The organism is Lactococcus sp. KTH0-1S (assembly GCF_052544945.1).
In genome coordinates, this window is the sequence record NZ_CP195165.1 from 2,123,653 (window position 1) to 2,150,189 (window position 26,537).

Sequence of the window (26,537 nt, forward strand, 5' to 3'; positions counted from 1 at the left end):
GTTTTCAGACTCAATAGATTGATTACAAAAAAACTCTTAACAAGTAAGAGTTTTAATTTATAAATCAATAATTTGATAATCATAACCCTGCGACTTCAAAATTGTAAAACAAGCATCCATCGCAAAGAAAATAGTTTTGGTATTATCATTAGGATGAAAAGTTTGAATTTGATAGTCATCTAGCATTTGTTGGTCAAAATAAATATGCATATTATCATAATGTTTACCAACAAGTCCAAAAAGAGAAACAATTCCGGAGTTTAATCCAAGCATATCTTCTAGTCGTTCTTCCGAGACAAAGTGAAGTCTTTTCACTCCAATAATTTCTCCTAAGCGATTCATATCAACCTGTTTAGCATCATCCATAATTATCATATAGAACTGGGTAGACTTTTTATTGGCTAAAATTAAAGTTTTGGAACGACAACCTTCATAATCTTTAATGTAGTTATCCGACTCCTCAGTTGAATGACTTGCTGGATGTTCTACTATATTATAAGGAATTTCAAGCTCAGCTAATAATTCCTTAACTTCTGAAAAAGTTCTCATCAATTCTCTCCTTTATTCACTTTTAGAAAAATACCGATAAAATTAACTTATATAAGACAACTTCTTTTTATATTTTGTTTAGTAGCCTAGTAATCCCCGAAGATCTAAAGCTGTTCCTGATTTTGCGCCACAAATCAAGACCAGAATTGCTAAAACTCCTAGTAAGGCCACAATGAACATTCCTGCCCATTCCTTGACTAATATTGCTTTTCGACTTTCTTTTTTCGCTTTAATAAATAAAATGAAACCAATCGTATAAAGAATCATCGCCAACCAAACATATTGCCAACCTGAAAGATAAAGGGCCAGAGCTTGGAAAGCAAAGGTGAAAAATCCTATTAAAATATTTTTAATTGAACCTTCTTTAATCCCAATTTTAAGAAGATAAGCTCCAACCAAAGCATAACAAATCATAATTACAGCTGTTGCCATATAAATAAAGACATTATAAGCATTGGCTACAAAATATGTAATGATAATAAAGATTTGAATCATCAGCTGAGTAATAAGCAAAGAATTACTTGGCGCATGATATTTATTCAGCTTACCAAACCAACTTGGCAATAGTTTTTGCTCTGCTAATTGTTGTGTCGCCTCAACTGGTAACATTGTCCACGAAAGCCAAGCACCTAATAAGGAAATCATTAGTCCAATTGCCATCAGACTTCCGCCCCAGCCACCGATCATCTCGTTAAGAATATAAACTAAGCCTGGTGCTTTAACATTTGCCAGACTTGCCTGGTCCATATAACCATAAGGAAGTAATGATAAAAGAACATAAATGACAAGCAAAACTGCTAGACCAATAATTGTCGCTTTAGCTGTATCTGATTTTTTCTTTGCCCGATTTCCCATCATCGCTGCGCCTTCAATTCCGACAAATACCCAGACCATAACCATCAGCGAGCCTTTAATTTGATCAAGGAGTCCACCAGCAGTCATCGCATGCCAAACTAGGCTTTTGACTGACCTATCCGCAGCTAGATTGCTTGTGAAAGTTTGCCAAAAATGTTGAGTGAAAACATCAGCTTTAAATAGGATAATCCCTGTGATTGAAAATACAACTAAAGGAATGAGCTTTGCAATCATAACAACCGCATTTACAAGGGCGGCGGTTTCTACTCCTCGGTCAACTAGAAACATTAATATCCATGAGATTATTGAAACAATAATTACTGATAAAACAGTCAACGAACCATTGGAATTAGCAAATTTGCCAGGGAAGAAATAGTCAGCAGATGTCATCATTAAAACTGCAAAACCAATTGTTCCGGTCCAAGCTGAAATCCAGTAACCCCATCCTGATAGAAAACCGATAAAGTCTCCAAACCCTTCTCGAGCATAATCAGAGACTCCTGACAGGTTGGCTCTAATTGTAATCAGTCGATTAAAACTCAAGACAAGCATGAAAATCCCAAAACCAATAAAGAGCCATGAAATCATGACTCCACCGGGTGTTGAACCATTGGCGAGGTCATTAGCAAGATTGAAGACTCCACCTCCAATTGCTCCAGAAATAATAATTGCTAATAGCGCAAAAAGGCTAATCCCTTTTGTTTTCTTGTTTTCCATTTACTCACTTTCTACTATTTAATCATAAATTTCCTATAATTAAATTTGTATAATATCATTTATAAATATAAAAGAGTCTCTTGAATATAGAGACTATTTTATATTCTTCAATTATAATTATACTATCAGTTCTTTATTATACACTTTTTATACAATTTAGTAAAATAGAAATGTACTTTATAAAGAATATATCAAACCTGATATTCTCTCAAAAATTCAGATAAGAGTTTAAGGCCTTGACGTAAGGTTGTTTCATCTGTACAATATCCAATCCTAGCATAGCCTGGTAAATCAAAACGATTTCCTGGAATAATTAGGACACCTTTTTCACGAAGAAGTTGGATTGCAAAATCTTCAGTTTTTGTCGGATCAAGTTCTTCAAATTTAACAAAACTTACAGAGACTGCATTGGGATAAACCATTGAAACTAAAGGTTCATTTTCCACCCATTCTTTCAAAATTGATAAATTACCTTTGACAATTTTACGAGCGCGTTCAAGTACTTTATCTTTATGTTTCAATACTAAAGACGCTACGGCGTCATCAAATACTCCGGTACAAATCAAGGTATAATCCCGGATTTTTCTAAATTCATTACAAAGGTCACGGTCTTGAGTGGCTACCCAACCCACACGAATTCCTGGTACAGAATAAGTTTTAGAAATAGAGTTAGTTGATATTCCTTTTTCGTATAAATCAGCAATAGGTGAATAAGGCGTTTCTTCATCTAGTGGAAGATAAACTTCATCACAAAGAATATAAGCATCAACACTGCGTGCAATTTCAACCACTTCTGACAAAAATTTAGGACTCATGATTGCTCCGGTTGGTTGGGCCGCATTGTTTAAACAAATAAGTTTCGTATTACTTTTAACTAAACGACGTAATTCTTCAATTTGCGGCAACCAATTATTTTCTTCTTTGATATGCCAATAATCAACTTGGGCGCCTAAGGTTTTAGGCCAATCATAAAGTTGTTGATAAGAAGGATATTGAGCAATCACATGATCACCTTGGCCAATTAATCCTAAAATTGTAAGGAAATTTGCTCCGGTAGCTCCATTTGTAGATAAAATATTATCCTCTGGCACTCTTTTATAAAGTTTTGCCACTTCTGATTTAAAAGCCGGTGACCCCTCAATCCAACCATAACTGAATTTTTCTTTCATCATCTGTGATATAAAAGCTTCGCCATTATCTTCTTCAAAGGCCAAAATTTCTTCCAAAGATAACGAATCAATGGTTGACTGAGCAATATCAATCGTTGCAGATTTTTCCCAAACATTGAGCCAGTCTTCACAACCAAATTGTACAAGTTCCATAAGTTTTATTTACAAATTTAAATATTTTTTTAAGAAAAATCATTTAAATTTGTCTTCCTCTCTTTATTTTTTTACTGACAGATTTAGTAATCATTTTACCTTAATATTTATCGCTGATACTTACATCTTGTCAGTAACTTTATCAATATAAATCGTTTACATGTTAATTGTACAATAATTATTGATAAAATATCGGAAAGTTTATCGATTTTTAGACTACATTTATAAAAAAATGCTACATCAAAAATGTAGCATTTTTATCTTTAAGGAATAATCTTTGTTCCTGAATCATTGTTGAGGAAGTCTTCAAGATTTTCCAAAGAAGTAATTGTTGCAGGACGCCCTGTACGAGCAACAAATTCCATTGCTGCTTCGACTTTCGGAAGCATTGAACCTGCAGCAAATTGACCTTCTTCAATATAAGCTTTCATTTCTGCCATTGTTACTGTTTCTAGTTTTTTCTGATTAGGTTTATTGAAATTAACAAAAACATTATCTACCGCAGTCAAAATCAAAAGATTATCTGCTTCAACCAGTTCAGCTACTTTCGCTGCTGAAAAGTCTTTATCAATAACAGCTTCAACCCCTTCATAACCCTCATTAGTTTCAATGACAGGAATTCCACCACCACCAGATACAGTCACCAAAACACTTGATGAGATTAGTGGCTTAATCGCTTCGGCTTCAACGATACGTGTTGGTTTAGGACTTGGAACGACTCTTCGATAGCCGCGCCCAGAATCTTCAACAAATACCCAGTCGGGGTATTGAGCTTTCATTTCTGCCAATCCTTTTTCGTCGTAGAATGGACCAATTGGTTTAGTAGGTTTTTCAAAAGCTTGGTCATCTTTATCAACAACTGTACGAGTCACTACAGAGATGACTGGAACACGTTCCATATTATTTTTTATCAAAGCTCTAGTAAAAGCTTGCCCCATCCAGAAACCAATTTGTCCTTGAGTCATTGCAACAGCCGTATCAATTGGCATAGCTGGATTTTTAGGACTATCCGCTGCTAATTGTTGCAATAAAAGATTTCCGACTTGTGGTCCGTTACCATGAGTGACAACCATTTCCACATCATTATTTCTAATAAGAGGAATTAATTGTTCTGCTGTTGTTTCAAGTGCTTTTTCTTGCGCTTTTGCTGTTGGGTCATCTGTTAAAATAGCGTTACCACCTAGGGCTACGACCATACGTCTTACCATGAAATTATTTCTCCTCTATCTTTTTTCTTATTTAAGGAACAATTCTTGTTCCACTACCAGATTTGACAAAATTTTCAACATTGTCAAGGCTAGTAATTGTAGCAGTCTTACCTGTTCGTTCAACAAAGCTGACAGCTGCTTCAACTTTTGGTCCCATTGAACCTTTTGCAAAACGTTCTTCGTCAACATATTTGCGCATTTCAGAAACTTTGACTGTTTCCAAATGAACTTGGTTTTCTTTCCCATAGTTCAAATATACGTCACCACCGCTTGTTAAAATCAAAAGCTCGTCTGCTCCAACCATTTCAGCCAGTTTAGCTGCAGAGAAGTCTTTATCAATTACAGCTTCAACACCTTTATAACCATTACCATCTTTAATGACGGGAATTCCACCACCGCCAGAAGCAATCAATAGACTACCAGATTCTAAGATTGGTCCAAAAGCTTTAGCTTCAATAATTTCAAGTGGTTTAGGACTCGGAACAACTCGTCGATATCCGCGACCAGCGTCTTCCATTAATTCCCAATCAGGAAATTGCTTCTTAATTTCTGGCAATTGTTCTTCTGTGTAAAAAGGACCAATTGGTTTACTAGCATTTTTAAAAGCTGGATCATTTTCATCAACCAATGTTTGAGTCACTGCTGAAATAACTGGATAACGCTCCAATCCATTATTTGCCATTGCTCTTGTAAATGCTTGAACCGTCCAAAAACCAATCTCACCTTGGGTCATTGCTCCAACTGTATCCAATGGCATAGCTGGATTTTTTTCACTATCTGAACCTAGTTGTTGTAATAGTAAGTTTCCAACCTGTGGTCCATTTCCATGAGTCACAACCATTTGCCGGTCGTTATCTTTAATTAAGGGCATCAATTGTTCAGCTGTAACTTCAAGTGCTTCTTTTTGTGCCTTCGCTGATGGGTCTTTTGACAAAATAGCATTCCCACCAAGGGCTACAACAATACGTTTTACCATTTCTGTACCCCTTCGCTTAATTTTTTATTTCTTTTTTGTTAATATCGCTACGAACGACGAAGTAAACAATAAATGTCACTACAATCAGTGGAACAACAGCAACAAGCAATGTATTACCATCAATTCCAAGTGCATCTTGCAAGCCAAGCCAGTTTCCATATACTCCAAAAACAGCAAGGATTCCTAAAACTGTTAAAACAAAAGTTGCGATTAATTCTGCTGTGGACATTTTAGTGCCATATTCTTTTTTGCCCAAAGCATAAAGAATGAAACCAACAGCATAGAGAATTAATGAAAGCCAAACAAATTGCCAACCTGAATAGTACAATGCTAAAATTTGAAAAGCAGCTGCGATGAAACCAATCACAATATTACTTGTTTTCTTTTCTTGAACCCCTAATTTAAAGAGGTATAAACCAACCAAGGCGTAACAGATCATGATAACAGCAGTACAAAGGTAAACAAAGACATTGTAAGCATCAGCTACAAAATAAGTAACAATTAAGAAGATTTGAACAATTAATTGTGTCAACAAAAGTGAGTTTTTAGGTGCACCTTTGTCATTAAGTTTACCAAACCAACTAGGAAGTAATTTTTGTTCTGACAATTGTTGTGTTGCCTCAACTGGAAGCATTGTCCATGATAACCAAGCTCCAAGAAGTGAAATCACCAGACCAATAGCCATTAGTGAGCCACCCCAACCACCAACCATGGCGTTCAAAATATGAACTAAACCAGGTTGTCCTGTGTTTGCTAACTCTTGTTGACTCATAAAACCAAATGGTAATAATGAGAGCAAGATATAAATTACTAACAAGGCAATCAAACCAAGAATTGAAGCTTTACCGGCATCTGATTTACGTTTTGCACGGTCACCCATCATGGCAGCACCTTCAATACCGACAAAGACCCAAATCATAACCATAAGTGAACCTTTGACTTGACTGAATAAATCTCCGCCAGTCATATTTGACCAAGTTAAACTCTTGATAACACCATCAGCATTTGTATTCGCAACGAAATTTTGCCAGAAGTGAGCGCTGAATACGCCAGCTTTAAATGTTACTATTCCAGCAATTACAAAAACGAACAAGGGAATCAATTTTGCAACGAGGACAATTGCATTAATGGCAGCCGCCCCTTCAACACCTCGCATAACGAGTAAGGTCAATCCCCACGAAACAATTGAAACAACAATTACTGACAGAATGGTTAAAGAACCATTCTTAGCTTGAAATACGCCGGGGAAGAAATAGTCAACGGAAGTCATCATCAAAACAGCAAAGGCAATGTTACCTGCCCAGGCAGACAACCAATAACCCCAACCTGAGATAAAACCAACCATATTACCAAAACCAGCACGTGCATAATCTGATACACCTGAAAGTTCAGGTTTATTTACCACCAAATGATTTAGTGATAAAACCAACATTAAAATACCAAAACCAATAACGATCCATGAAATGACAACACCACCGGGTGATGCATTTGTTGCTAAGTCGTTAGAGAGATTGAATACCCCACCACCAATCGCTCCAGAAACAATAATCGCAACTAAAGCAGCAAGGCCAATTCCTTTTTTATTTTCTGCGTCCATATCAATCCTTTCAGTGATTTCAACCGCCAAAACAGTCTAATTTTATCTTAGACTGCTTTCAACGACTTAAATCAAAATCTATCAGTTTACTGACAGCTCTGTCAGTAAACTGACAAATTATCTATTTTAATTATTTAAAATCTTCAGGAACTGCTGGGATAAATAAATTACCCAAAGTTGCAGCCATGATTGCTTTGATAGAGTGCATACGATTTTCTGCTTCTTCAAATTGGCGAGCATATTTAGAACGGAATACTTCGTCAGTCACTTCCATTTCTGTCAAACCATATTTTTCTTTGATTTCTTTACCATATTCAGTTTCAGTATCGTGGAATGCTGGTAAGCAGTGCATAAAGATCAATTGACCATTGTCAGCATTTCCAGTCATTTTAAGCATATCCATTGTGATACGGTATGGAGTCAAAAGTTTAACACGTTCTTCCCAGTTAGATTCTCCCATTGACACCCAAACGTCGGAGTAAATAATATTTGCGCCTTTAACACCTTCTTCAATATTTGAAGTTGCAAGAGGTTTAGCACCTGATTTTTCAGCAAATTTATTTGCAATATCCATAACTTCTTTAGAAGGATGAAGTGAATCTGGAGCAACAATATGAACATTTACACCAAGCATAGATCCAGTTACGATAAGTGAGTTTGCCATGTTGTTACGACCATCACCTACGTAGACTAATGTCAAACCTTTAAGATGTCCAAAGTTTTCTTTAACAGTCATAAAGTCTGCAATCATTTGTGTTGGATGCCAATCATCTGTCAAACCATTCCAAACTGGAACACCAGAGTATTTTGCCAAATCTTCAACTTCTTTTTGAGAGAATCCACGACGTTCAATAGCATCAAACATTGAACCAAGCACACGAGCTGTGTCTTCTGTTGATTCTTTAATTCCCAATTGAATATCGTTAGCTCCAAGGTATTCTGGATGAGCCCCAAGGTCAATTGCAGCAGTTGTAAAGGCAGCACGTGTACGAGTTGAAGTTTTTGCAAAAAGCAAGGCAATATTTTTACCTTCAAGGTAGTGGTGAGGAATATTTTGTTGTTTCAATGCTTTCAAATGAAGACCAAAATCAACAAGGTAGTTAATTTCAGCTGGTGTGAAATCTTTTTCAGCAAGTAAGCTGCGACCTTGGAATACTGAGTTTACTTCTGCTTTTGTAATAAGTGGTGATGTCATTTTTTTCTTCCTTTTTCTATTTTTATTATATTTAATGAATTTTTTAAATTACATTAATAAGCTAGTGATTCACTCTTTCCTAAATAATTTAATTATCAAGCGAATCTACGAAATTATAAGTTTAAAGTATCTCTTCCTAAGCTATCAATGAACTTACGAAGTTATTTTTAAATCTTTAAGATTACAAATCTTCACGCCAAAGTGGTTGTGACATACAACGTGCACCGCCACGACCACGACCAAGTTCGCTTGAAAGAATTTCGTGAACTTTGATTCCGTGCTCTTTCAATAACTCAACAGTTACATAGTTACGGTCGTAAGTAACAATTTCGCCGGGTGCGATAGCAAGTGTATTTGAACCATCATTCCATTGTTCGCGAGGAGCTGCGATTGGATCACCTGCACCACATTCAATTAAGTCAAGTTCTGAAAGATTTAAGACTTTCTTGAGTGCCGCTTTAAGGTCAGTCAAATGTTCAATTTCAACTTCGTCATCTTTACCAGGGCGAAGAATGAAGACATTGATATTACCAGCACCATCCATAATTCCTGGGAAGACAGTAAATTGATCATGGTTAATCATTGTAAATACTGTATCCAAATGCATCATTGCATGGTTATGAGGAATTTCAACCGCAAGTACAGTGTCAAATGTTGAAAGTGGGTTTGCAAACAACTCTTTAGCAAGATTTTGAATTGTTTTAGATGAAGTACGTTCTGAAACCCCGATAGCTACTGTTGTTTTGTTAAGAATTAATTCATCACCACCTTCGATACGAGTGGTATGATTACGATCACGCCAGATTGGAGTATCTTTGAAACGTGGGTGATTAGCCATAACATACTCTGTAATTAAGCTTTCAGGCTGACGAGCTGGGAAGGTCATTTTATTAATGGTCATTCCGACACCCATTGAAGCTTGTGGGTCACGTGTGAAGTAAGCATTTGGTAATGGATTGAGGTAGAAATAATTTTCTGCATCAGATCCTGCCATATCGCTAAGTGCTGTACGTTTGATATCCAATTCATTTTTACGAACACCAGCATAAATTTTTTCGACCATATCTTTTGTTGACATTGAAGTCAAATATTCAGTCAAACCATCATATGTGCGTCCTGGACGGTAACCCGCTTCGTGTAATAAGTGACTTAAGAACTCCTCTTTTGTTTCAGATGATTTTTCAAAAACTTCTGTTGCAAGATTTTCGATATAAACAGTTTCTGCACCATTATCACGCAAAGTTTGAGCAAAGAAATCATGCTCTTTTTGAGCAATTTTGAGATATGGAATATCATCAAATAAAAGTTGTTTCATTGTGTCTGGGGTAATATTTTCAACTTCCGCACCTGGGCGGTGGAGGAGGACTGATTTTAATTTCCCAATTTCTGAGTTAACATTAATTCCATTGTTCATTTTGGAGTATCCTTTCTGATTTCGATTCGGTATTATTGGAATCGTTTACAAGGAAATTATACATCTATGCATATTTTTTGTCAAGCACTTATGCTACACTTTACAAAGGTTTATTCATTTATACATGTTTTTTTATATTCTGACAATTTCACGTTTATTCATTTCTTTTGTTATCATGCGATTCTTAGGCTTTTATTAAAAAAGCTTATTTTACAAAAGTATTTTAAAAAGGCAACAAAAAAATCTCTTATCCTAAAGAATTAAATCTTTTTGATAAGAGATTAAGTGAAAAATTTATTTTTTACATATTTTCAGGTGCAGCAACCCCAAGAAGACGCAATGCTTCTTTCAAGACGATTGAAGTCGCGCTAATCAAAGCCAAACGGCCATCCAACTGAGCATCATCTTCTAAAATGCGAACATGAGCATAATATTTGTTAAAAGCTTGCGCAAGCGAAATTGCATATTTAGCAATAACAGATGGTTCATAATTATCTGCAGCACGTTTAACAACATTTGGGAATTCTTTTAATGCTTTAACAATTTCCCAAGCTTCAGCGTCAGAAACTGCGAGAGAAATATTATTAATATCTACCTTACGGTTTGCTTTACGTAAAATTGATTGAATACGAGCATGTGCATATTGAACATAAGGGCCTGTTTCCCCTTCAAATGAAACCATTTCGTCCAAGTCAAAGTCATAACCGTTATTTCTATCAGTTTTTAAGTCATAAAATTTAACCGCACCAACCCCAACTTGTTGGGCAACTTCTTCTTTATTTTCCAAATTAGGATTTTTGGCTTCAATTTGTTTTTCAGCACGATCAACTGCTTCGTCAAGTGCCATTTCCAATTTCACGACATGCCCTTTACGAGTTGAGAATTTTTTCCCACCTTGAGTTACCATACCAAATGGAACGTGCACCATATCGTCAGACCAATCATAACCAGCTTCTTTCAAAACTGCTTTTAATTGTTTAAAGTGATTGGTTTGCTCACCACCAACAACATAAAGAGATTTCACGAAATTGAAAGTTTTTTTACGGTAAGCTGCTGTTGCAAGGTCACGTGTAATATAGAGTGTTGCACCATCTGTTTTCTTAATCAAAGCTGGATTGAGGTTATATTTTTCAAGGTCAACAATCAAAGCACCTTTTGATTCGTGTAAAAGATTTTTACTTTCTAAATCTTCAACAATGGCGTCCATTTTATCACTATAGAAACTTTCACCCATGAAATGGTCAAAACTTACACCAAGTTTCCCGTAAATACGGTTAAATTCAATCAAAGAAACATCTGAGAACCATTTCCAAATACGAAGTGCTTCCTCATCGCCTTGTTCCATTTTAAGGAACCATTGACGTCCTTCTTCATCGACTTCTGGATCTTCTTTAGCTTCAGCATTGATTTTGACATAAAGTTTCAAGAGTTCATCAATCGGATTAGCTGTAATTGTAGCTTCATCACCATATTTCTTGTAAGCTGTAATCAAAAGACCAAATTGTTTACCCCAGTCGCCCAAATGATTGATTTTGATTGGCTGATAACCCAATTTTTCGTAAATTTTGGCGATTGAATCCCCGATAACAGTTGAACGTAAATGCCCAATTGAAAAAGGTTTAGCAATATTTGGCGCAGACATGTCAATCGGAACATTTCCTCCTTGACCAATATTTGCATCACCGTAATGTTCACCTTCAGTCAAAACTTCTCGAATTACTTCTGAGGCAGTTGCATTTTTATCAAGGAAAAAGTTAACATATGGTCCTACTGCGATAACTTTCTCAAAGCCTTTTGTATCTATCTTCTCAGCAATTTCTCCAGCAATGATTTGTGGAGATTTTCGGAGAGTTTTGGCCAATTGAAAAGCTGGGAATGCTAAATCTCCTAAATCTGACGATTTAGGTTTTTCGATAATAGCCGCGATTTGTTCTACTCCAAGAACACCATCGATTGCAGCAGATAGTGCTTGGCTTACTAATTGTTTTTCATCCATTCATTAATTATACAGAAAAAACACTAATTTTGTCAATATATAGTCCATTATATGGTATAATTATGCTATGAAAAGAGATAAAAGATTAGAAATTATTAAAGAAATTGTGACAAATAATAAAATATCGACTCAAGAAGAGCTTCAATCTCTATTATTAGAACGCGGTGTAGAGGTAACACAAGCTACTTTATCAAGAGATATCAGAAAATTAAATATTATAAAAAAACGGGATAAAGGAGAGAGTTTTTACTCATTTTTGACTTCTGGCAATTCCAAAATTAATTCTGATTTACAGTTGTATTTTTATAATTTTGTTATTTCAGCAAAATCTGTCGGAGCTTTAGTAGTTATTCGAACAAAATTGGGCGAGGCCGATGTGTTGGCGAATGCTTTAGATGACGAACGTGATAGTCGGACAGATATTTTAGGTACAATTGCCGGAGCAGATACTCTGCTCGTTATTTGTGCGTCCGAAAAAGATGCAAATATTCTGACGGCAGAAATAAAGTATATTCTATTAGGATAATTTCGGATAAGTTAAGGTTCATTTAAGCGTTTACATTTATACTCATATTACTCCCTAAATAATTTCTTCATAAACCCCTTTGATTCAAGTCGCACTCCCGTGACTTGAATTTTTTTACTGACAAAAACTGAAAAAATAAAAAAAGTACTGACCAAAAAGTTGTCAGTACTTTTTTTATTTTATTGTAAGTTAGTTGAGACTTGGCTAAGTAACTTTTCAAAAGCAAGTTCATATTTTTGAATATTTCCTGCTCCCATAAAGACGTAAACCCCACGGTCATGATCCAACAATGGCGAAACATTGTCAAGATCAATTACTTTGGCTGGTTTACGAACTTTGTCAGCTAAATCTTGTGCCGTAATTTCATGATGGTCTACTTCACGTGCTGAACCATAAATTTGAGCAAGGTAAACGGTATCCGCATGGTCAAGCACCTCTGCAAATTCGTCAGCAAAAGCAATTGTTCTAGTAAAAGTATGAGGTTGGAAAACAGCAACGATTTCACGATCAGGATATTTTTGACGAGCAGCATCCAATGTTGCTTCGATTTCAGTCGGATGATGAGCAAAATCATCAATAATGACTGTCTCACCTACTTTTTTCTCAGTGAAACGACGTTTCACTCCACGGAAAGTCAATAAGTGGTCCGCAACTTCCGTCATATCCAACCCAAGATTATGACAAACGGCTACAACTGACAAGGCATTCAATACATTGTGTTTACCATAAGCTGGAACGACAAAATGACCAATTTTTTCACCGCGGAAATAAGCATCAAAAGATGAGCCACGTGTACTTCTGACCAAATTTTCGGCACGATAATCGTCATTAGCCTCAAAACCATAATAGTAAATAGGTGCTTTGGCAGTCAATTTACGTAAGTTAACATCTTCCCCGTAAGCAAAAATACCTTTTTTAATATTATTTGCATAATCTTGAAAAGCTGAGGTGACATCTTCAATTCCTTCAAAGTAGTCAGGATGGTCAAAGTCAATATTTGTCATAATTGTATATTCAGGATGATAAGGCATGAAATGACGTTCATATTCATCAGATTCAAAGACAAAATATTCACTTCCCTCAATCCCACGACCTGTTCCGTCACCAATCAAGTAAGAAGTGTCCACGATATTAGACATCACGTGAGCTAACATTCCAGTTGTTGAAGTTTTACCATGTGCACCTGCAACTCCGATGCTAGTAAAATCTTCCATGAAATGTCCCAAAAATTCATGGTAACGTTTGAATGGAAATCCATTTTTATGGGCAAATGCAATTTCAACATTGTTATCATCGCGAAAAGCATTTCCAGCAATCAATTCAAATTCGGGCTTAATATTTTTTTCGTCAAAAGGCAAAAGTGGTACGTTAGCTTGTTCAAGACCACGTTGTGTGAAAAAGTAATCTGTTGAGTCCGAACCTTGAACTTTCTTTCCCATTTGATGTAACATTAGCGCAAGTGCACTCATGCCTGAACCTTTAATACCGGTAAAATGATATGTTTTTTCCATGATAAAATTTTCTGTCAGTAATTCTACTTCTTTATCAATCACTGACAGAAATTTCCCTTCTTTTCTTACAATTATTTTTTTTATTTACTTAAATTTTTATGAGCTCAAAGACACACAAAATAACTGACAAGTGATATCTCCAAAGTAAATTTTACCATAATAAAATTTAACTTCTCTGTCAGTTTTTTCATTTAAATTTGAAAATTAAACGATTCCACGGTCAAAGATATTTTTCCGCTTATTTTCAAAATAACTTCCTTTTTGTGTGTCATTAGCAGCGGCTCCATGAGGAACTGCCTTCTTCATTCCACCTTTAGCGACTGCATCAGAAACATTCATTCCTTGATTTTTCATATCCCGAATTGGATTATCATTAGCTGAAGGCCGCTTATTCAAAATTGCGGATGTTGAACGACGAACCGTAATATCTTCCTTGTCCCGTTCCAATGGTGAAACATACTGTTTAGGAGGCTTTGGAAGTGTTGCTGCTGCACGTTTTGCCCGTTCTTTTGATTCGTCAACGCTAGTTTTCTTAGGCATTTTATCATAGGAACTTACGCCGTCATGATTAGAGTTTAGCGGACGATGCTGTGTGCTAAAGCTTGTTTTAGCTTTATAAGGTTTGAAACTCTCAGGTCTCTTGGCATCAGTTTTTGGCTTATTATTTTCAATTGAAGCTTCATCCTGAAGGCTGGGATTTCTTGTCAGCAACTGCTGGTTAGTAAAAATTACCCGAGTATCTTTTTGAAGTGCTTCGTCATCACCAATAACTGGAAATACCACTCTTCTTTCTACCATGTTTTGCCCTACTTTTTTTATAGTTTGTTTAATCTATTAATTACATTTTAATTCTTTATGAAGATGATGAAAGTTTATCAAAGAATATTGAAAGCTCTTGTCTTCCCTAGCTTTTATAGAATTTTTCTTCTACTAGATAAAACATCAAATCAAGATTTAGATTCTAAGATAACCGTTTCAATATCCATTATAGCTTAATTTCTAAGTTTTTTAAAGCTATACTCCAAGAATTTCACGAATTTCTGCTTCACTGAGGACTTTATCCACTGTATCGCCTTCTAAAACATTAGCAATTAAATCCTTTTTACGCTCTTGGATTTCCATAATTTTTTCTTCAATTGTGCCTTTGGTAATCAAACGAATGACTTCTACCGTATTTTTTTGTCCCATCCGATGGGCACGCGCAATAGCCTGTTCTTCAACAGCTGGGTTCCACCACAAGTCAACCAAAATGACGACATCAGCACTGGTTAAATTAAGCCCAACCCCACCAGCTTTTAGTGAAACTAAGAAAGCATCACGACTACCAGCATTGAAGGCTTGAACCATTGAAAGTCGATCTTTAATTGGAGTAGAACCAGTCAGTTTATAAGCGGTCATTTCTTGTTCTTCCATCAACTTTTCAATATGTGGAAAAACTTTTGTAAATTGAGAGAAAATCAAAGGACGATGGCCTGAATCTTTAATTTGCGCCAATAGTTCTCGTAAACGTTCAAGTTTCCCAGAACTTCCTTTATAGTCATCCATAAATAATGCTGGTGTATTACAAATTTGTCTAAGTCGTGTAATTCCTGCCAGAATTTCAATTCTTGAACGTGATAAAGCCGCACTATCCATTTCTAAAACTTGTTTTTGCATCAATTCGAGCTGTGCTAAATAGATTACTTTTTGGTCATCAGCTAATTGGTTATAGACCGTAATTTCCATTTTTTCTGGAAGTTCTTCAAGCACATCTTCTTTTTTACGACGCATAATGAAGGGCTGAATCAATCTTGAGATAACAGATGGTTCCATCTTATTGAATTTTTCTCGTTTTGGTAAAAAGCCTGGCATCACCACTTGGAAAATGGCCCAAATTTCTTCAATTCGATTTTCTAGTGGTGTTCCTGAAAGGGCAAAGGTATGTTCAACATTCAGAGCAGATAGTGATTTATTGGTTTTACTACTATAATTTTTGACAACTTGAGCTTCATCCAAAAGTAAGTAATTCAATTTTTTATCCTGATAGTCTTCAAAATCTTTCAAGAAGCTACCATAACTTGTGATATAAATTTGATGTTTTTCTTGAATTTCTTTACTTCGCTCGGCTTTTGTCCCGTCAATAACAGCAAAATCAATCTCATCAGTAAATTTTTCAAATTCACTTGCCCAGTTATAAGTAAGACTAGCTGGTGCGGTAATTAGAACACTCTCATCTTTTTTTAGATTAGAAAGAATAAAAGTAATCGCTTGGACCGTTTTACCTAATCCCATGTCATCAGCAAGAATTCCTCCCAAATTATAATGAGAGAGCATGCTCATCCAGCGAACACCCGTTTCCTGATAAGAACGCAAGGATGCCTTAATATGTTCTGGTTTCTCGTAAGGAAACTCTTCAGGATGCGTCAAGTGTTGATAGAGTGATTTAAATTTTTCAGAAAAGGAAGCTCCACCAATATTTTCAAATATTTTAGAAATTTGGAAACTTCGATTAATATTAACATGCAAACTGCTTCCTTGAATAACAAATTGGTCGTCAAGTTCGTTTAATGCAGCTTTCAAGCGGTCAAATTTTTCATTAAAATGATAAAATTTCCCACTTTCACTGATATAAAATTCAGCGTTTTCTTGTAATTTTGCAATAACATTTGCAAATTCACCATCTTCTACCTGAGGAATATCAAAGGAAATATCTAAGAGTCCTCCCTGACTATCAATATGAATTTCAGGAACTTCATCCATTCTCATATTTCTTAAAGTTGGTGACAGTTCAATCTGACCAAGTTTTTGAAAAGCAGGTAAGATTTTCAAAAAGAAATTCTCTGATAAATTTTCTGGAATATTCAATGATGAATTAAAAGCCTTAGCAAACTGCAAACGTTCCATCAACGCAAAAATCTTTTGCTCTTTACGCAAATCTCTTGAAAATTCTAGGGTTTCTAAATCGTGGAAACTATCTATTGAGAAACTTCCGTAATCAAAAGTCATTGCCAAGCTAATGGTCTGTTCTTCCAACAAATCAAAGGTAAATTTAGCATCAAAAGGTCTAACAACAAAATGGTCTGGCGCTTCAATCTCTCCTAAAGTTGATAATTGTTGGAGAGCCTGAGCTAATTTATCCTTATCAGCATATGAAAATTTAATTTGTGATTTTTTTGCAAATTGCTTATCTAAAACAAGGAGCAGACGCCGTTGTTCTTGATTGAGTTTATAAAATACATTATTGGCATAAAGAAGTGAATAATCATAAAAATTATGATAATCTTCACTGTAGAGTTTCAACTCGATATAATCCTGCTGACTTTCAACCTTAAATTTAAAAATCTCCGAATCATTATCAAGGGCTATAAATGTAAAATAATTGACCGTTCTACCTGTAATCTGAAGTTGATAATTCTCTAAAGCTGAAACTAAGTCCATTGCTTCTTCAAGGAATAAAAATGGAAGATTAAGATAACGCCCATTTTTAATATATAAGGATTTGGTAAGTGCTTCATCAGATTTACTATCAATTTTTAAAAGAAAAGTTAAAAATTCTTGACTTGCTTCATCAAAATTATCAAAAAAGAGGTCAATATAGTGTAGGGAGCCCAAAGAATACTGACTATAATTTTTTAAAGCACGTAGAAAATAAGGAATATCTTTAATAACGTATGAGCGGCCCAAATTTTTACTTCTTAATTTTAAATCAAAATACAAAAAATAATCCATTGAAAAATAATCATAAAGCTGACTATTATCCTCAATTTGAACTTCGATAGAATATTGGTCTGTATTGAAATTTAATTGTGTCTCACCATTTACAGCATCTAAAAAAGCAACATTTTCACCAAAAAGCGCTCGTTCAGCTCCTTTGATCTCTTTGTCTTTTGTTTCCTGACTTCCTTTATCTTGATTTTTTAGATACTCTTCTATCGCTGCAATGTGTTTGCAATAGCGGTGGTTTTGTTGAAAGACTGAACAAGTACAACTATCTTGCGCGCCATCTAGGTCATAACTTACCTCTTCACCATCAATTTCTGCCGTTAGTTTAAAATCAGTTTCAATTGGGTCATTTAAGAAGCCTTTCGCATAGAGGGCGATTCCCTCACTTCGCACTCGTGCCGGCATCATTCTACTCATATTTTTATATTTTTCCTCGAATCAATTATTTCAAAATTTTGCGTATATTATACCATAATTACCATTTTTTTGCTAGAATCTTCCTCGCTCTTATCAATTTTTTAAATAAGAGATTTTTAAGTAAAGAATGTCCTCCTGTTTTTACTACTTATTCGGTGTCATGGTTTTGACTGATAATCTTATTATAACAAATATTAAAAAGTCCGGCCACAGGGTATTTATCTTCATATTTAATATTTGTTTTTTAAAATATCAATAAAAAACGTTAGAGATATTTTCTAACGTTTTTAATATATCAACTATTTTTTATTCTTTAATCAATTTGCTAAATGGAATCAATCCTTGAGTTTGATATTCTTTTTCAAATTCAGAAGAATCAAGTTGCAATTGTTCAACAGGTAATGGACGATGGTCAAAGATGTTGACATTGATGACCGTTGGACGATTCGCTTCTTTAGCTTTTGCAAAAGCTTCTTTTAATTCTGACAAATTATTAACATCAAAACCTAAAGCTCCCAAAGCCGCCGCAGAAGCGCCAAAATTAGCACCTATCAAATCAATTCCTGAGTGTGGTTGTTTGGCATCATCTTGTTCTGCTTCAATAAATCCAAGGCTCTTATTGGTCAAAACAACATTGATGATTGGTAAGTTATATTTGACCTGAGTAAGGATATCAGGCATCACCATTGCCCAAGCTCCGTCACCAGAAATTGACCAAACTTGACGATCTGGATATTGCGCTTTCGCACCAATTGCTGCAGGTAGAGCATAACCCATTGTCGCATACCAGCCACTTGTTGTGAATTTTTGATCCTTACTTGTATCGAGAAGTCTCATTCCATCAATTGTGACATTTCCTACATCAACTTGGAAAATGGCATCATCAGTGGCCATGTCATTAATGGCTTTAAAGACAGGTTCTACTTCCAAAGGTGAGCTGTCAATGACTGAACGTTTTTCAAGCCACTCTACCCAATTTTCTTTGTCTGCTAGTGCTGCGCGATACCAATTTGTTTCTGGAAGTTGTTCTCCCACTTCCATTAATTTCTTAATTGTCAGCTTGGCATCTGCCAAAATAGCTAAATCTACTTGATGACGACGTCCAAATTTAGTTCCGTCAATATCAACTTGTATGTATTTAGCCTCTTTAGGAATAAAGAAACTTTGGAATGGCATATCTGAACCTAAGAACAGAACAGCATCCGTGTTAGAAGCAATTTCTACCCCCGGTTTAGAGGCCACTCGACCAGCTGACCCCATATAAGCTGGGGCATTGTCAGGAACAATTCCTTTTCCTAAGGCAGAACTCAAAATTGGGGCATGAAGCATTTTAGAAAGTTCTAAGATTTCCTTGCGGGCTCCTCTTGTTCCTTGACCAATATAAATCAAAGGGCGTTTTGCTTCTTTTAGTATTTTCCAAGCTTCTTGGATTTTTTCAGCCGCAGGTTCTAGCGGCAAAGGTTTTTGATATAGATTAGCGCTAGAAATATAATTATCTTCAATTTCTTGCCAACCTAAATCTTTGGGAATGGTAATGACAGCCACACCACGTTTGGCATAGGCTTGACGAATCGCTTCATCAACTACTGCTGGCATTTGTTCTGCTGTCATTACTGTTCTGTTATAGACACTAACGTCAGCAAACATTGGATTTTCATTTAATTCTTGGAAATAATTAGTGTTCATTGCACTCGTTGGAACTTGACCAACCAAGGCAAGTACTGGAACATGGTCATATTGAGCATCATATAAACCATTTAACAAGTGAACGGCTCCTGGTCCTGCTGAACCAAAGGTTACTCCGATTTCTCCGGTTACTTTTGCTTCCCCAACGGCTGCTAAAGCACCCACTTCTTCGTGACGAACTTGAATGTAATTTAATGTGTCACTTCGGTTATATAATGCGTTCATTGTCGAATCAATTGACCCACCGGGTAAACCGTATATATTTTTGACACCCCAATCTTCAATAACTTTTAACATTGCATCTGATGCATTTATTTTTGTCATGATATTCTCCTTGATCTTAAATCTATCAACTACTAACTACTTTGAAACTATTTTAAATTCTAATTTCTCCTTTCGCCGTAAGTAAATAAATTACTTTTCAAGTAAATTATAGGTCAAAAAAATCTAAATGTAAACTATTTGAGTCCAGTCATTTATTTTCTTAGTCTGTCGGCAATAACTAAAAAAAAACTGTAAACTAAACAGTACAGTTCTTTTTATTTAAGTTTTAATCTAAATCCAAATGGCTGATTAAAAATTTTATCAAGAAGTCACGTTCTTCAATCCATTTTTCTCGATTATCTTTTAAATGGACACGGTTCGATAAGAAAACGACTGCTTTTTTGATGCGAGGATTGACTAATAAGAAAGTTCCGGTGTAGCCAGTATGAAGCAACCAATCATCATTTGGCCCGAGTAAATCCCAAGCCAAACTTCTTTTTTTATCTCCGTCAGCATAATTTTTTGTCAACTTTAAATATTTTTCTTCTTGAAAATAAGCTTGACTGAATAAAATTAAATCAGACATCGTTGAAAATAAGCCGGCTGAGCCACAATGATTTTTTAAAACTTGAGCTTTAGGGTCATGAACTGTTCCTACTGGGATATTTTGACTTGTTGGGACTGCATTTTCTACTGGTCCAAAACTTGTGTCAGTCATTTTCCAGTCTTCAAATACTTGGTTGTAAAAGATTTTATCCAGACTTTCTCCATAATATTCTTCTAATAAAAAACCTAGTAAAATAAAATTAATATCTGTATATTTGAAGGTCTTATTGTCAGTAACTTTAATCTGATTAATTGCTTCTGTCAGTTCTTTTGCGTTTAGCTTATCTCTATTTTTTATGAAAGGATCAATACCAGAAGTGTGTGTCAGTAATTGCCGCAAACTGACGCTTCTGTCAGTAAATTTAGAATAATATTTTTGAAAAGGGGCATCGATTTCTAACTTTCCTGCTAGAACAAGATTAATGACAGCTGTTCCTGTGCCCACTACTTTTGTCAAAGAAGCTAAATCCCATTTTTTTCCCCGAGTGAGCTTGATTGTTTCAGGATAAATTGCTGAATTTCCTAAAAGATACTCCTCGACTTTTTCTCCTTCAATAATTGCGAAATTGACACCTGGGAAAACGTCACGCTCAATATAATTTTCGATTATTTTTAAAAATTCTTGTTGATTTTTCATGGTTCAACCTTCGTTTCTGATTTACTTTGAGTAAAAAAACTTGTCAAAAATTAACAAGTTCTTTTAAAATTATTATTTTACAAACCAAAGTTCTACATGGTCAGGAACTTCTAATGAGAAAGTTTTAGCTGAACCATCCAAATATGTTCCGTCCACATCAGAAAATTGATGAGCAAAATTTTTCAAATCAAAATCTTTGCCGATCATGAACACCAAAAACTCAAGGTCAAGTACTTCATCGGTTCCTGCAGCTAAATCTTCGCTTTCTTCAACACTAAAAGTCAAAGTTACAAAAGGAAATTCAATTTGGTTATTGATTGCTTTAAGACCAAAAACTGATTCATAAAATTCAATAATTGATTGGTCAGCAACATTCAAATCCATTGCTATAATTTCAAAATCTGACAAACCTTTAAAAGTTTTATCTTCCTCAAGCTCCATTTCTGATTTATCAATTTCTGTCAGTAATGATAAATCTGTCAGTAAATCTGATGCTACCCAAAAAAGTTCTGATTCAGGCGAAAGCGCTGAAAAAGCAAAGCCATTTTTCCCTTTATAGACCTTAGAAATCTTGTCCAAGTTACGAACAATTAATTGCTCAATCTCAGATGAATTAGCTTTGATCACCGTTTGCCCGTGTTTTTTCAATCCTTCAACAGGACGAAAACCTGGTGATTCTTCTAATTGAAACCGATCTTTTTTCGCTTCATGCCCACCAAGCCATACCATTGCGCCTTCTTCTACCAAGACCTTAAAGCCAAGCACTTCACGGTAGAAATCTAAATTTTCTTCACGGTTAAGCACACGATAGACTGGTTGAAAAGCGGTAATATGATTTATAATCTCGCTCATTTTAGCCTCCATTGATTACATTTACAAATAACTATCTCTTATTTTCGCAAATTTCAAGGAAATTATCAACGATTTATATCTTTTACTTTTTTCTTTCTACATTAATTGTGTAATTTTAGAATCTCAATAAAAAAACTCATAGTCGTTAACCATGGGAATTTTTAAAGATAGTTTTAAGTACATATCTAGGTACGAACAAAGTTAGACTGACCTTTTAGTGTGGTTGCCAGATATGCACATTTTTGAGGTAGCTCTATTTTACTACAATTTATTCAAGTTCAGATTAACAAAAGTTATCAACAAAAATGAAATATTTTCTTCTGCTGACAGCTATTACTATGCTATAATATTGACATGTTTAATATAGAAAAACTTCAATCATTAGCCAAATATCGTTGGGCAATTGTAATTATTTTGGCGCTACTTTTTTCAGCCCTATCTGTCAGTATTTTTCACTTGCCATTTTTAATGACAGCTCTCGTATTATCGATTGTTGGATTAATTTTTGCTTATCACAAATCAGTTTGGTTGGTGCTCTTTATTTTATCTAACTTACCAATGCTTGCGACAACCCTTTTTGCTTATCAGCGCCATTTCACAACCTTAGATACCGTCATCTTTTTTATTATCTTTTTACTTACGATTAGCTCTTCTTATCTGATTGCTCGTAAAGCTGAACTCATCCCTAAAATAAGTTGGAAATATTTTCCTCCTTTAAAAATAATAATTGGTTTTGCCTTGCTTTTTCTGGTCTCTCTTCTGACAGGAATTTTTGCTCAAATTATCAATCAAAGTCCAACTACCAGTAATCAAGATTCACTAAATGAATTACAAAAAGTGATTCCAATTGCTGTCTTTGCAACCCAAACACTTGCTGCTGGTTTTTTAGAAGAACTTGTTTATCGGGTAGGAATTTTTGAAGTCATTTTCAAAAATCAAAAATATTTTGCTTTTTTAACGGCATTGCTCCTTTTTGCTTACATGCATGGTCCTACTGACCTCTATAGCTGGTTAACTTACGGTTTAATGAGCCTCGTACTCACAAGTCTTTATGCTAAATATCGCAATTTTTATCTTAACATGAGCGTCCATCTCCTTTGGAATCTCTTTGGGTTAGTAATTGCGCTTATGATTAAATAAAAAATTACTGACAGAAATTCTGTCAGTAATTTTTTTAAAGATAAATCATTTTAAATAGAGCTACGGCTGCAAGTGATGCAAGAATTGGTGCCAAAACTGGAACCCATGCATACCACCATTTAGAAGAACCTTTAGCTTCACCCAAAACTGATTTTGGCAAGAGGCTGTGAACCAAACGTGGACCAAAGTCACGCGCTGGATTCAAACCAGGTCCTGTAGGACCACCAAGAGCGACTACAAGACCCATAACAAGGAATCCTAAGAACAAATGAGCAACCATTTTAGAAGCAGAAGCTCCCGATGCTTGAACCCAAATTTGATTCATAATATCTGATGATGAAACGTCTGCTCCTTGACCTTTCAAGTAGTTTGTCATCCAAGTAATTGATTGACTACCAAAGAAGATATTTGTCGCAGCAACTGCTCCGAAGAACAAGACGAATGATCCAACAAATTCATTCAAGAAACCATTAATTGTGGCTCCCAAACGAGTTTTTTCATCATTGTCATCAACATTATCGATTGTTGAGAAAGTTCCGAGAATAGCATTTGGATTTTGTGTTTTAAGATAGTATGGGCGATAAACCATAACAATCAATAATTGTCCAAACATCGCACCTAAAACTTGTGCAATAATATATTGAGCAACATGTGCCCAAGGAAAAAGTCCTGAGGCTGCAAGTCCAAGTGTGAAAGCTGGATTAATTTGTGAAGTAATGTTACCGAAAGCAACTGCTGGTAGCATTACACCAAGTCCATAACCCCAACCAATAATCATCCAAGATTGTGCGTGAGCTTTTGTACCTTTAAGTTCAACGTTGGCAACCGCACCATTACCCATGATGATGAGTAGCGCAGTTCCGACAAATTCAGTGATATATTTCACTGTCCATGTAACATCCATTTTTTATGGAACCCTCCAAAATTTGATTTTAATATAATAACCTCAGCTATTATATCAGAAAAGCGCGCTTGCTTCAAATATTCATTGGAAATTAGACCCTTTTAGTCTGATTATTTACTGAAAATTTGCTATAATTAAAAGAATTATCATGCTTTTTATGGAGGACTTAAGATGCGCTTTAATCATTTTTCAATTGTTGATAAAAACTTTGATGAACAACTAGCAGAACTTGATCAGCTTGGGTTTCGTTGGTCTGTTTTTTGGGATGAAAAGAAAATTTTAAAAGATTTTCTCATTCAAAGTCCTATTGATATGACTGTTTTGCAAGCCAATACTGAGCTAGACGTCATTGAATTCTTAAAATCCTCTATTGAATTAGATTGGGAGATTTTCTGGAATATTGCTTTGCAACTTCTTGACTTTGTTCCAAATTTTGATTTTGAAATAGGAAAAGCAACTGAATTTGCTAAAAAACTTAATCTTCCACAAAGTGAGGTTAAGATGACAACTGAAACTATCATCTCTGCTTTTTACTATTTACTTTGTAGCCGTCGTAAAAGCGGAATGATTCTTGTTGAATATTGGGTTTCAGAAGGCCTTCTTCCTTTGGATAATCACTATCACTTTTTCAATGACAAATCAATGGCAACTTTTGATTCTTCGCTCCTTGAACGTGAGGTGGTTTGGGTTGAAAGTCCAGTTGATACTGAGCAAACAGGAAAAAATGACTTAATTAAAATTCAAATTATCCGTCCAAAAAGCACTGAAAAACTTCCAGTTGTGATGACCGCAAGTCCTTATCATTTGGGAATCAATGAGAAAGCTAATGATTTAGCGCTGCATGAAATGAATGTTGATTTGGAAAAAAAGGACAGTCACAAAATTCATGTCCAAGGAAAGCTTCCACAAAAACGTCCGTCTGAAACCAAAGAACTTCCTATTGTAGATAAAGCACCTTATCATTTTACTCATGGTTGGACTTATTCTTTAAATGACTACTTTTTGACGCGTGGTTTTGCTTCTATTTATGTGGCTGGTGTTGGAACGCGTGGCTCAAATGGCTTCCAAACTTCAGGCGATTATCAGCAAATTTATAGTATGACTGCTGTCATTGATTGGTTAAATGGCCGAACTCGTGCTTATACTTCTCGTAAAAAAACGCATGAAATTAAGGCCACTTGGGCAAACGGAAAAGTAGCAATGACTGGAAAGTCATATTTAGGAACGATGGCTTATGGTGCTGCTACTACTGGAGTCGATGGACTTGAAGTCATCTTAGCTGAAGCTGGAATTTCTTCTTGGTATAATTACTATCGTGAAAATGGTCTTGTCCGTTCTCCTGGTGGTTTTCCTGGTGAAGATTTAGATGTACTTGCTGCACTGACTTACTCACGAAATCTTGATGGTGCTGATTATTTAAAAGGAAATGCTGAATACGAAAAACGTTTAGCAGAAATGACTACTGCTTTAGACCGTAAGTCTGGTGATTATAATCAATTTTGGCATGACCGAAATTATTTAATCAATTCTGACCAAGTTAAAGCTGACGTCCTAATTGTTCACGGTTTACAAGACTGGAATGTTACACCCGAACAAGCTTATAATTTTTGGCAGGCTCTGCCAGAAGGTCATGCCAAGCATGCCTTTCTACATCGCGGGGCTCATATTTATATGAATTCTTGGCAATCCATTGATTTTTCTGAGACAATCAATGCTTATTTCTCTGCCAAATTATTAGATAGAGATTTAAATTTAAATCTTCCACCCGTTATTTTACAGGAAAATTCCAAAGATCAAGTCTGGTCAGCTGTCAGTAAATTTGGGGGCGATGACCAACTCAAACTCCCTCTTGGGAAAACGGCGGTTTCTTTTGCTCAATTTGATAACCACTATGATGATGAAAGCTTCAAAAAGTATTCCAAAGATTTCAACTTCTTTAAAAAAGATTTATTTGAAAATAAAGCTAACGAAGCTGTCATTGATTTAGAACTTCCTTCTGAGTTAACAATTAATGGTTCAATTGAACTAGAAATCAGACTAAAATTAAATGATAGTAAAGGACTCTTATCTGCTCAAATTCTTGATTTTGGTCCCAAAAAACGGCTGGAAGATAAAGCAAGAGTAAAAGATTTTAAAGTTCTTGACCGTGGCCGAAACTTCATGTTAGATGATTTGGTTGAACTTCCTCTTGTCGAAAGTCCTTATCAGTTGGTCACTAAAGGATTTACCAATCTCCAAAACAAAGATTTACTGACGGTCAGTGATTTAAAAGCTGACGAATGGTTTACGCTCAAATTTGAACTACAACCAACGATTTATCATTTAGAAAAAGCGGATAAACTTCGGGTCATACTCTATAGTACTGACTTTGAACATACGGTTCGTGATAATCGTAAAGTGACTTACGAGATTGATTTATCTCAATCCAAACTCATTATTCCTATTGAAAGTGTGAAAAAATAA

Annotated in this window: 19 protein-coding genes; 3 read left to right on the top strand and 16 right to left on the bottom strand. The window is 35.4% G+C overall.

Translation table 11 applies throughout. From position 1 onward, the window contains the following. Window positions 1-57: 57 nt before the first annotated feature. The 9 genes from ACRYLU_RS10430 to argS all read right to left on the bottom strand — a co-directional run bounded on the left by ACRYLU_RS10430 (window position 58) and on the right by argS (window position 11,829). A complete protein-coding gene (locus tag ACRYLU_RS10430) occupies window positions 58-549 on the bottom strand; it encodes a prolyl-tRNA synthetase associated domain-containing protein (protein WP_017865101.1) in 492 nt (163 codons plus the stop codon). A 78-nt stretch (window positions 550-627) separates the two neighbouring features. Beyond that, window positions 628-2,121, bottom strand: coding sequence for a basic amino acid/polyamine antiporter (locus ACRYLU_RS10435; RefSeq protein ID WP_445080971.1), 1,494 nt, complete (start codon window positions 2,119-2,121; stop codon window positions 628-630). Between the two features lie 191 nt (window positions 2,122-2,312). Then, window positions 2,313-3,443: an aminotransferase gene (locus ACRYLU_RS10440; protein WP_058205035.1), complete on the bottom strand. Its 1,131-nt coding sequence runs from the start codon at window positions 3,441-3,443 to the stop codon at window positions 2,313-2,315. Window positions 3,444-3,706: 263 nt separating this feature from the next. Further along, window positions 3,707-4,651, bottom strand: a complete 945-nt coding sequence (gene arcC / locus ACRYLU_RS10445; RefSeq protein ID WP_021723098.1) for a carbamate kinase — start codon at window positions 4,649-4,651, stop codon at window positions 3,707-3,709. A gap of 31 nt (window positions 4,652-4,682) precedes the next feature. Further along, entirely contained in the window at window positions 4,683-5,627 is a 945-nt protein-coding gene (gene arcC, locus ACRYLU_RS10450; RefSeq protein WP_038602274.1) for a carbamate kinase, read from the bottom strand. 16 nt (window positions 5,628-5,643) lie between these two features. Continuing rightward, window positions 5,644-7,224: a basic amino acid/polyamine antiporter gene (locus ACRYLU_RS10455; RefSeq protein WP_047206903.1), complete on the bottom strand. Its 1,581-nt coding sequence runs from the start codon at window positions 7,222-7,224 to the stop codon at window positions 5,644-5,646. A gap of 130 nt (window positions 7,225-7,354) precedes the next feature. Further along, window positions 7,355-8,419 carry an ornithine carbamoyltransferase gene (gene argF / locus ACRYLU_RS10460; RefSeq protein WP_021723095.1) on the bottom strand — a complete coding sequence of 355 codons (1,065 nt, stop codon included), beginning with the start codon at window positions 8,417-8,419 and terminating at the stop codon, window positions 7,355-7,357. 181 nt (window positions 8,420-8,600) lie between these two features. Continuing rightward, on the bottom strand, window positions 8,601-9,833 hold the full coding sequence (gene arcA / locus ACRYLU_RS10465; protein WP_004254504.1) for an arginine deiminase: 1,233 nt from the start codon (window positions 9,831-9,833) through the stop codon (window positions 8,601-8,603). A gap of 301 nt (window positions 9,834-10,134) precedes the next feature. Then, window positions 10,135-11,829: an arginine--tRNA ligase gene (gene argS, locus ACRYLU_RS10470; protein WP_058205038.1), complete on the bottom strand. Its 1,695-nt coding sequence runs from the start codon at window positions 11,827-11,829 to the stop codon at window positions 10,135-10,137. A gap of 67 nt (window positions 11,830-11,896) precedes the next feature. Here argS and argR point away from each other — a divergent pair, with 67 nt between their 5' ends. After that, a complete protein-coding gene (gene argR / locus ACRYLU_RS10475; RefSeq protein WP_021723092.1) occupies window positions 11,897-12,355 on the top strand; it encodes an arginine repressor in 459 nt (152 codons plus the stop codon). A gap of 179 nt (window positions 12,356-12,534) precedes the next feature. On the opposite strand, the gene murC is transcribed toward argR, so the two are convergent. The 6 genes from murC to ACRYLU_RS10505 form a co-directional block, all read right to left on the bottom strand. Next, complete coding sequence (gene murC, locus ACRYLU_RS10480; RefSeq protein ID WP_025016838.1) at window positions 12,535-13,866, bottom strand: UDP-N-acetylmuramate--L-alanine ligase; 1,332 nt, start codon at window positions 13,864-13,866, stop codon at window positions 12,535-12,537. Window positions 13,867-14,070: 204 nt separating this feature from the next. Next, a complete protein-coding gene (locus ACRYLU_RS10485; RefSeq protein ID WP_010906281.1) occupies window positions 14,071-14,664 on the bottom strand; it encodes a hypothetical protein in 594 nt (197 codons plus the stop codon). Window positions 14,665-14,880: 216 nt separating this feature from the next. Continuing rightward, the gene (locus ACRYLU_RS10490; protein ID WP_032946982.1) at window positions 14,881-17,985 is read right to left on the bottom strand and encodes a DEAD/DEAH box helicase; all 3,105 of its coding nucleotides are present in this window, start codon (window positions 17,983-17,985) and stop codon (window positions 14,881-14,883) included. 306 nt (window positions 17,986-18,291) lie between these two features. Beyond that, entirely contained in the window at window positions 18,292-19,995 is a 1,704-nt protein-coding gene (spxB, locus tag ACRYLU_RS10495) for a pyruvate oxidase (protein ID WP_098394195.1), read from the bottom strand. Window positions 19,996-20,221: 226 nt separating this feature from the next. Continuing rightward, window positions 20,222-21,178, bottom strand: coding sequence for a serine hydrolase domain-containing protein (locus ACRYLU_RS10500; protein WP_021723087.1), 957 nt, complete (start codon window positions 21,176-21,178; stop codon window positions 20,222-20,224). A 72-nt stretch (window positions 21,179-21,250) separates the two neighbouring features. Further along, the gene (locus ACRYLU_RS10505) at window positions 21,251-22,030 is read right to left on the bottom strand and encodes a CppA C-terminal domain-containing protein (RefSeq protein ID WP_445080972.1); all 780 of its coding nucleotides are present in this window, start codon (window positions 22,028-22,030) and stop codon (window positions 21,251-21,253) included. Window positions 22,031-22,384: 354 nt separating this feature from the next. On the opposite strand from ACRYLU_RS10505, the gene ACRYLU_RS10510 reads away from it, so the two are divergent. Next, window positions 22,385-23,170, top strand: a complete 786-nt coding sequence (locus tag ACRYLU_RS10510; RefSeq protein ID WP_146978272.1) for a CPBP family intramembrane glutamic endopeptidase — start codon at window positions 22,385-22,387, stop codon at window positions 23,168-23,170. A 34-nt stretch (window positions 23,171-23,204) separates the two neighbouring features. Here the strand turns inward: ACRYLU_RS10510 and gla are convergent, their stop codons facing one another. After that, window positions 23,205-24,074 (bottom strand): aquaglyceroporin Gla, encoded by an 870-nt coding sequence (gene gla, locus ACRYLU_RS10515; RefSeq protein ID WP_012898588.1) that lies wholly within the window; start codon window positions 24,072-24,074, stop codon window positions 23,205-23,207. 171 nt (window positions 24,075-24,245) lie between these two features. Here gla and ACRYLU_RS10520 point away from each other — a divergent pair, with 171 nt between their 5' ends. Continuing rightward, entirely contained in the window at window positions 24,246-26,537 is a 2,292-nt protein-coding gene (locus ACRYLU_RS10520; RefSeq protein ID WP_021723084.1) for a Xaa-Pro dipeptidyl-peptidase, read from the top strand.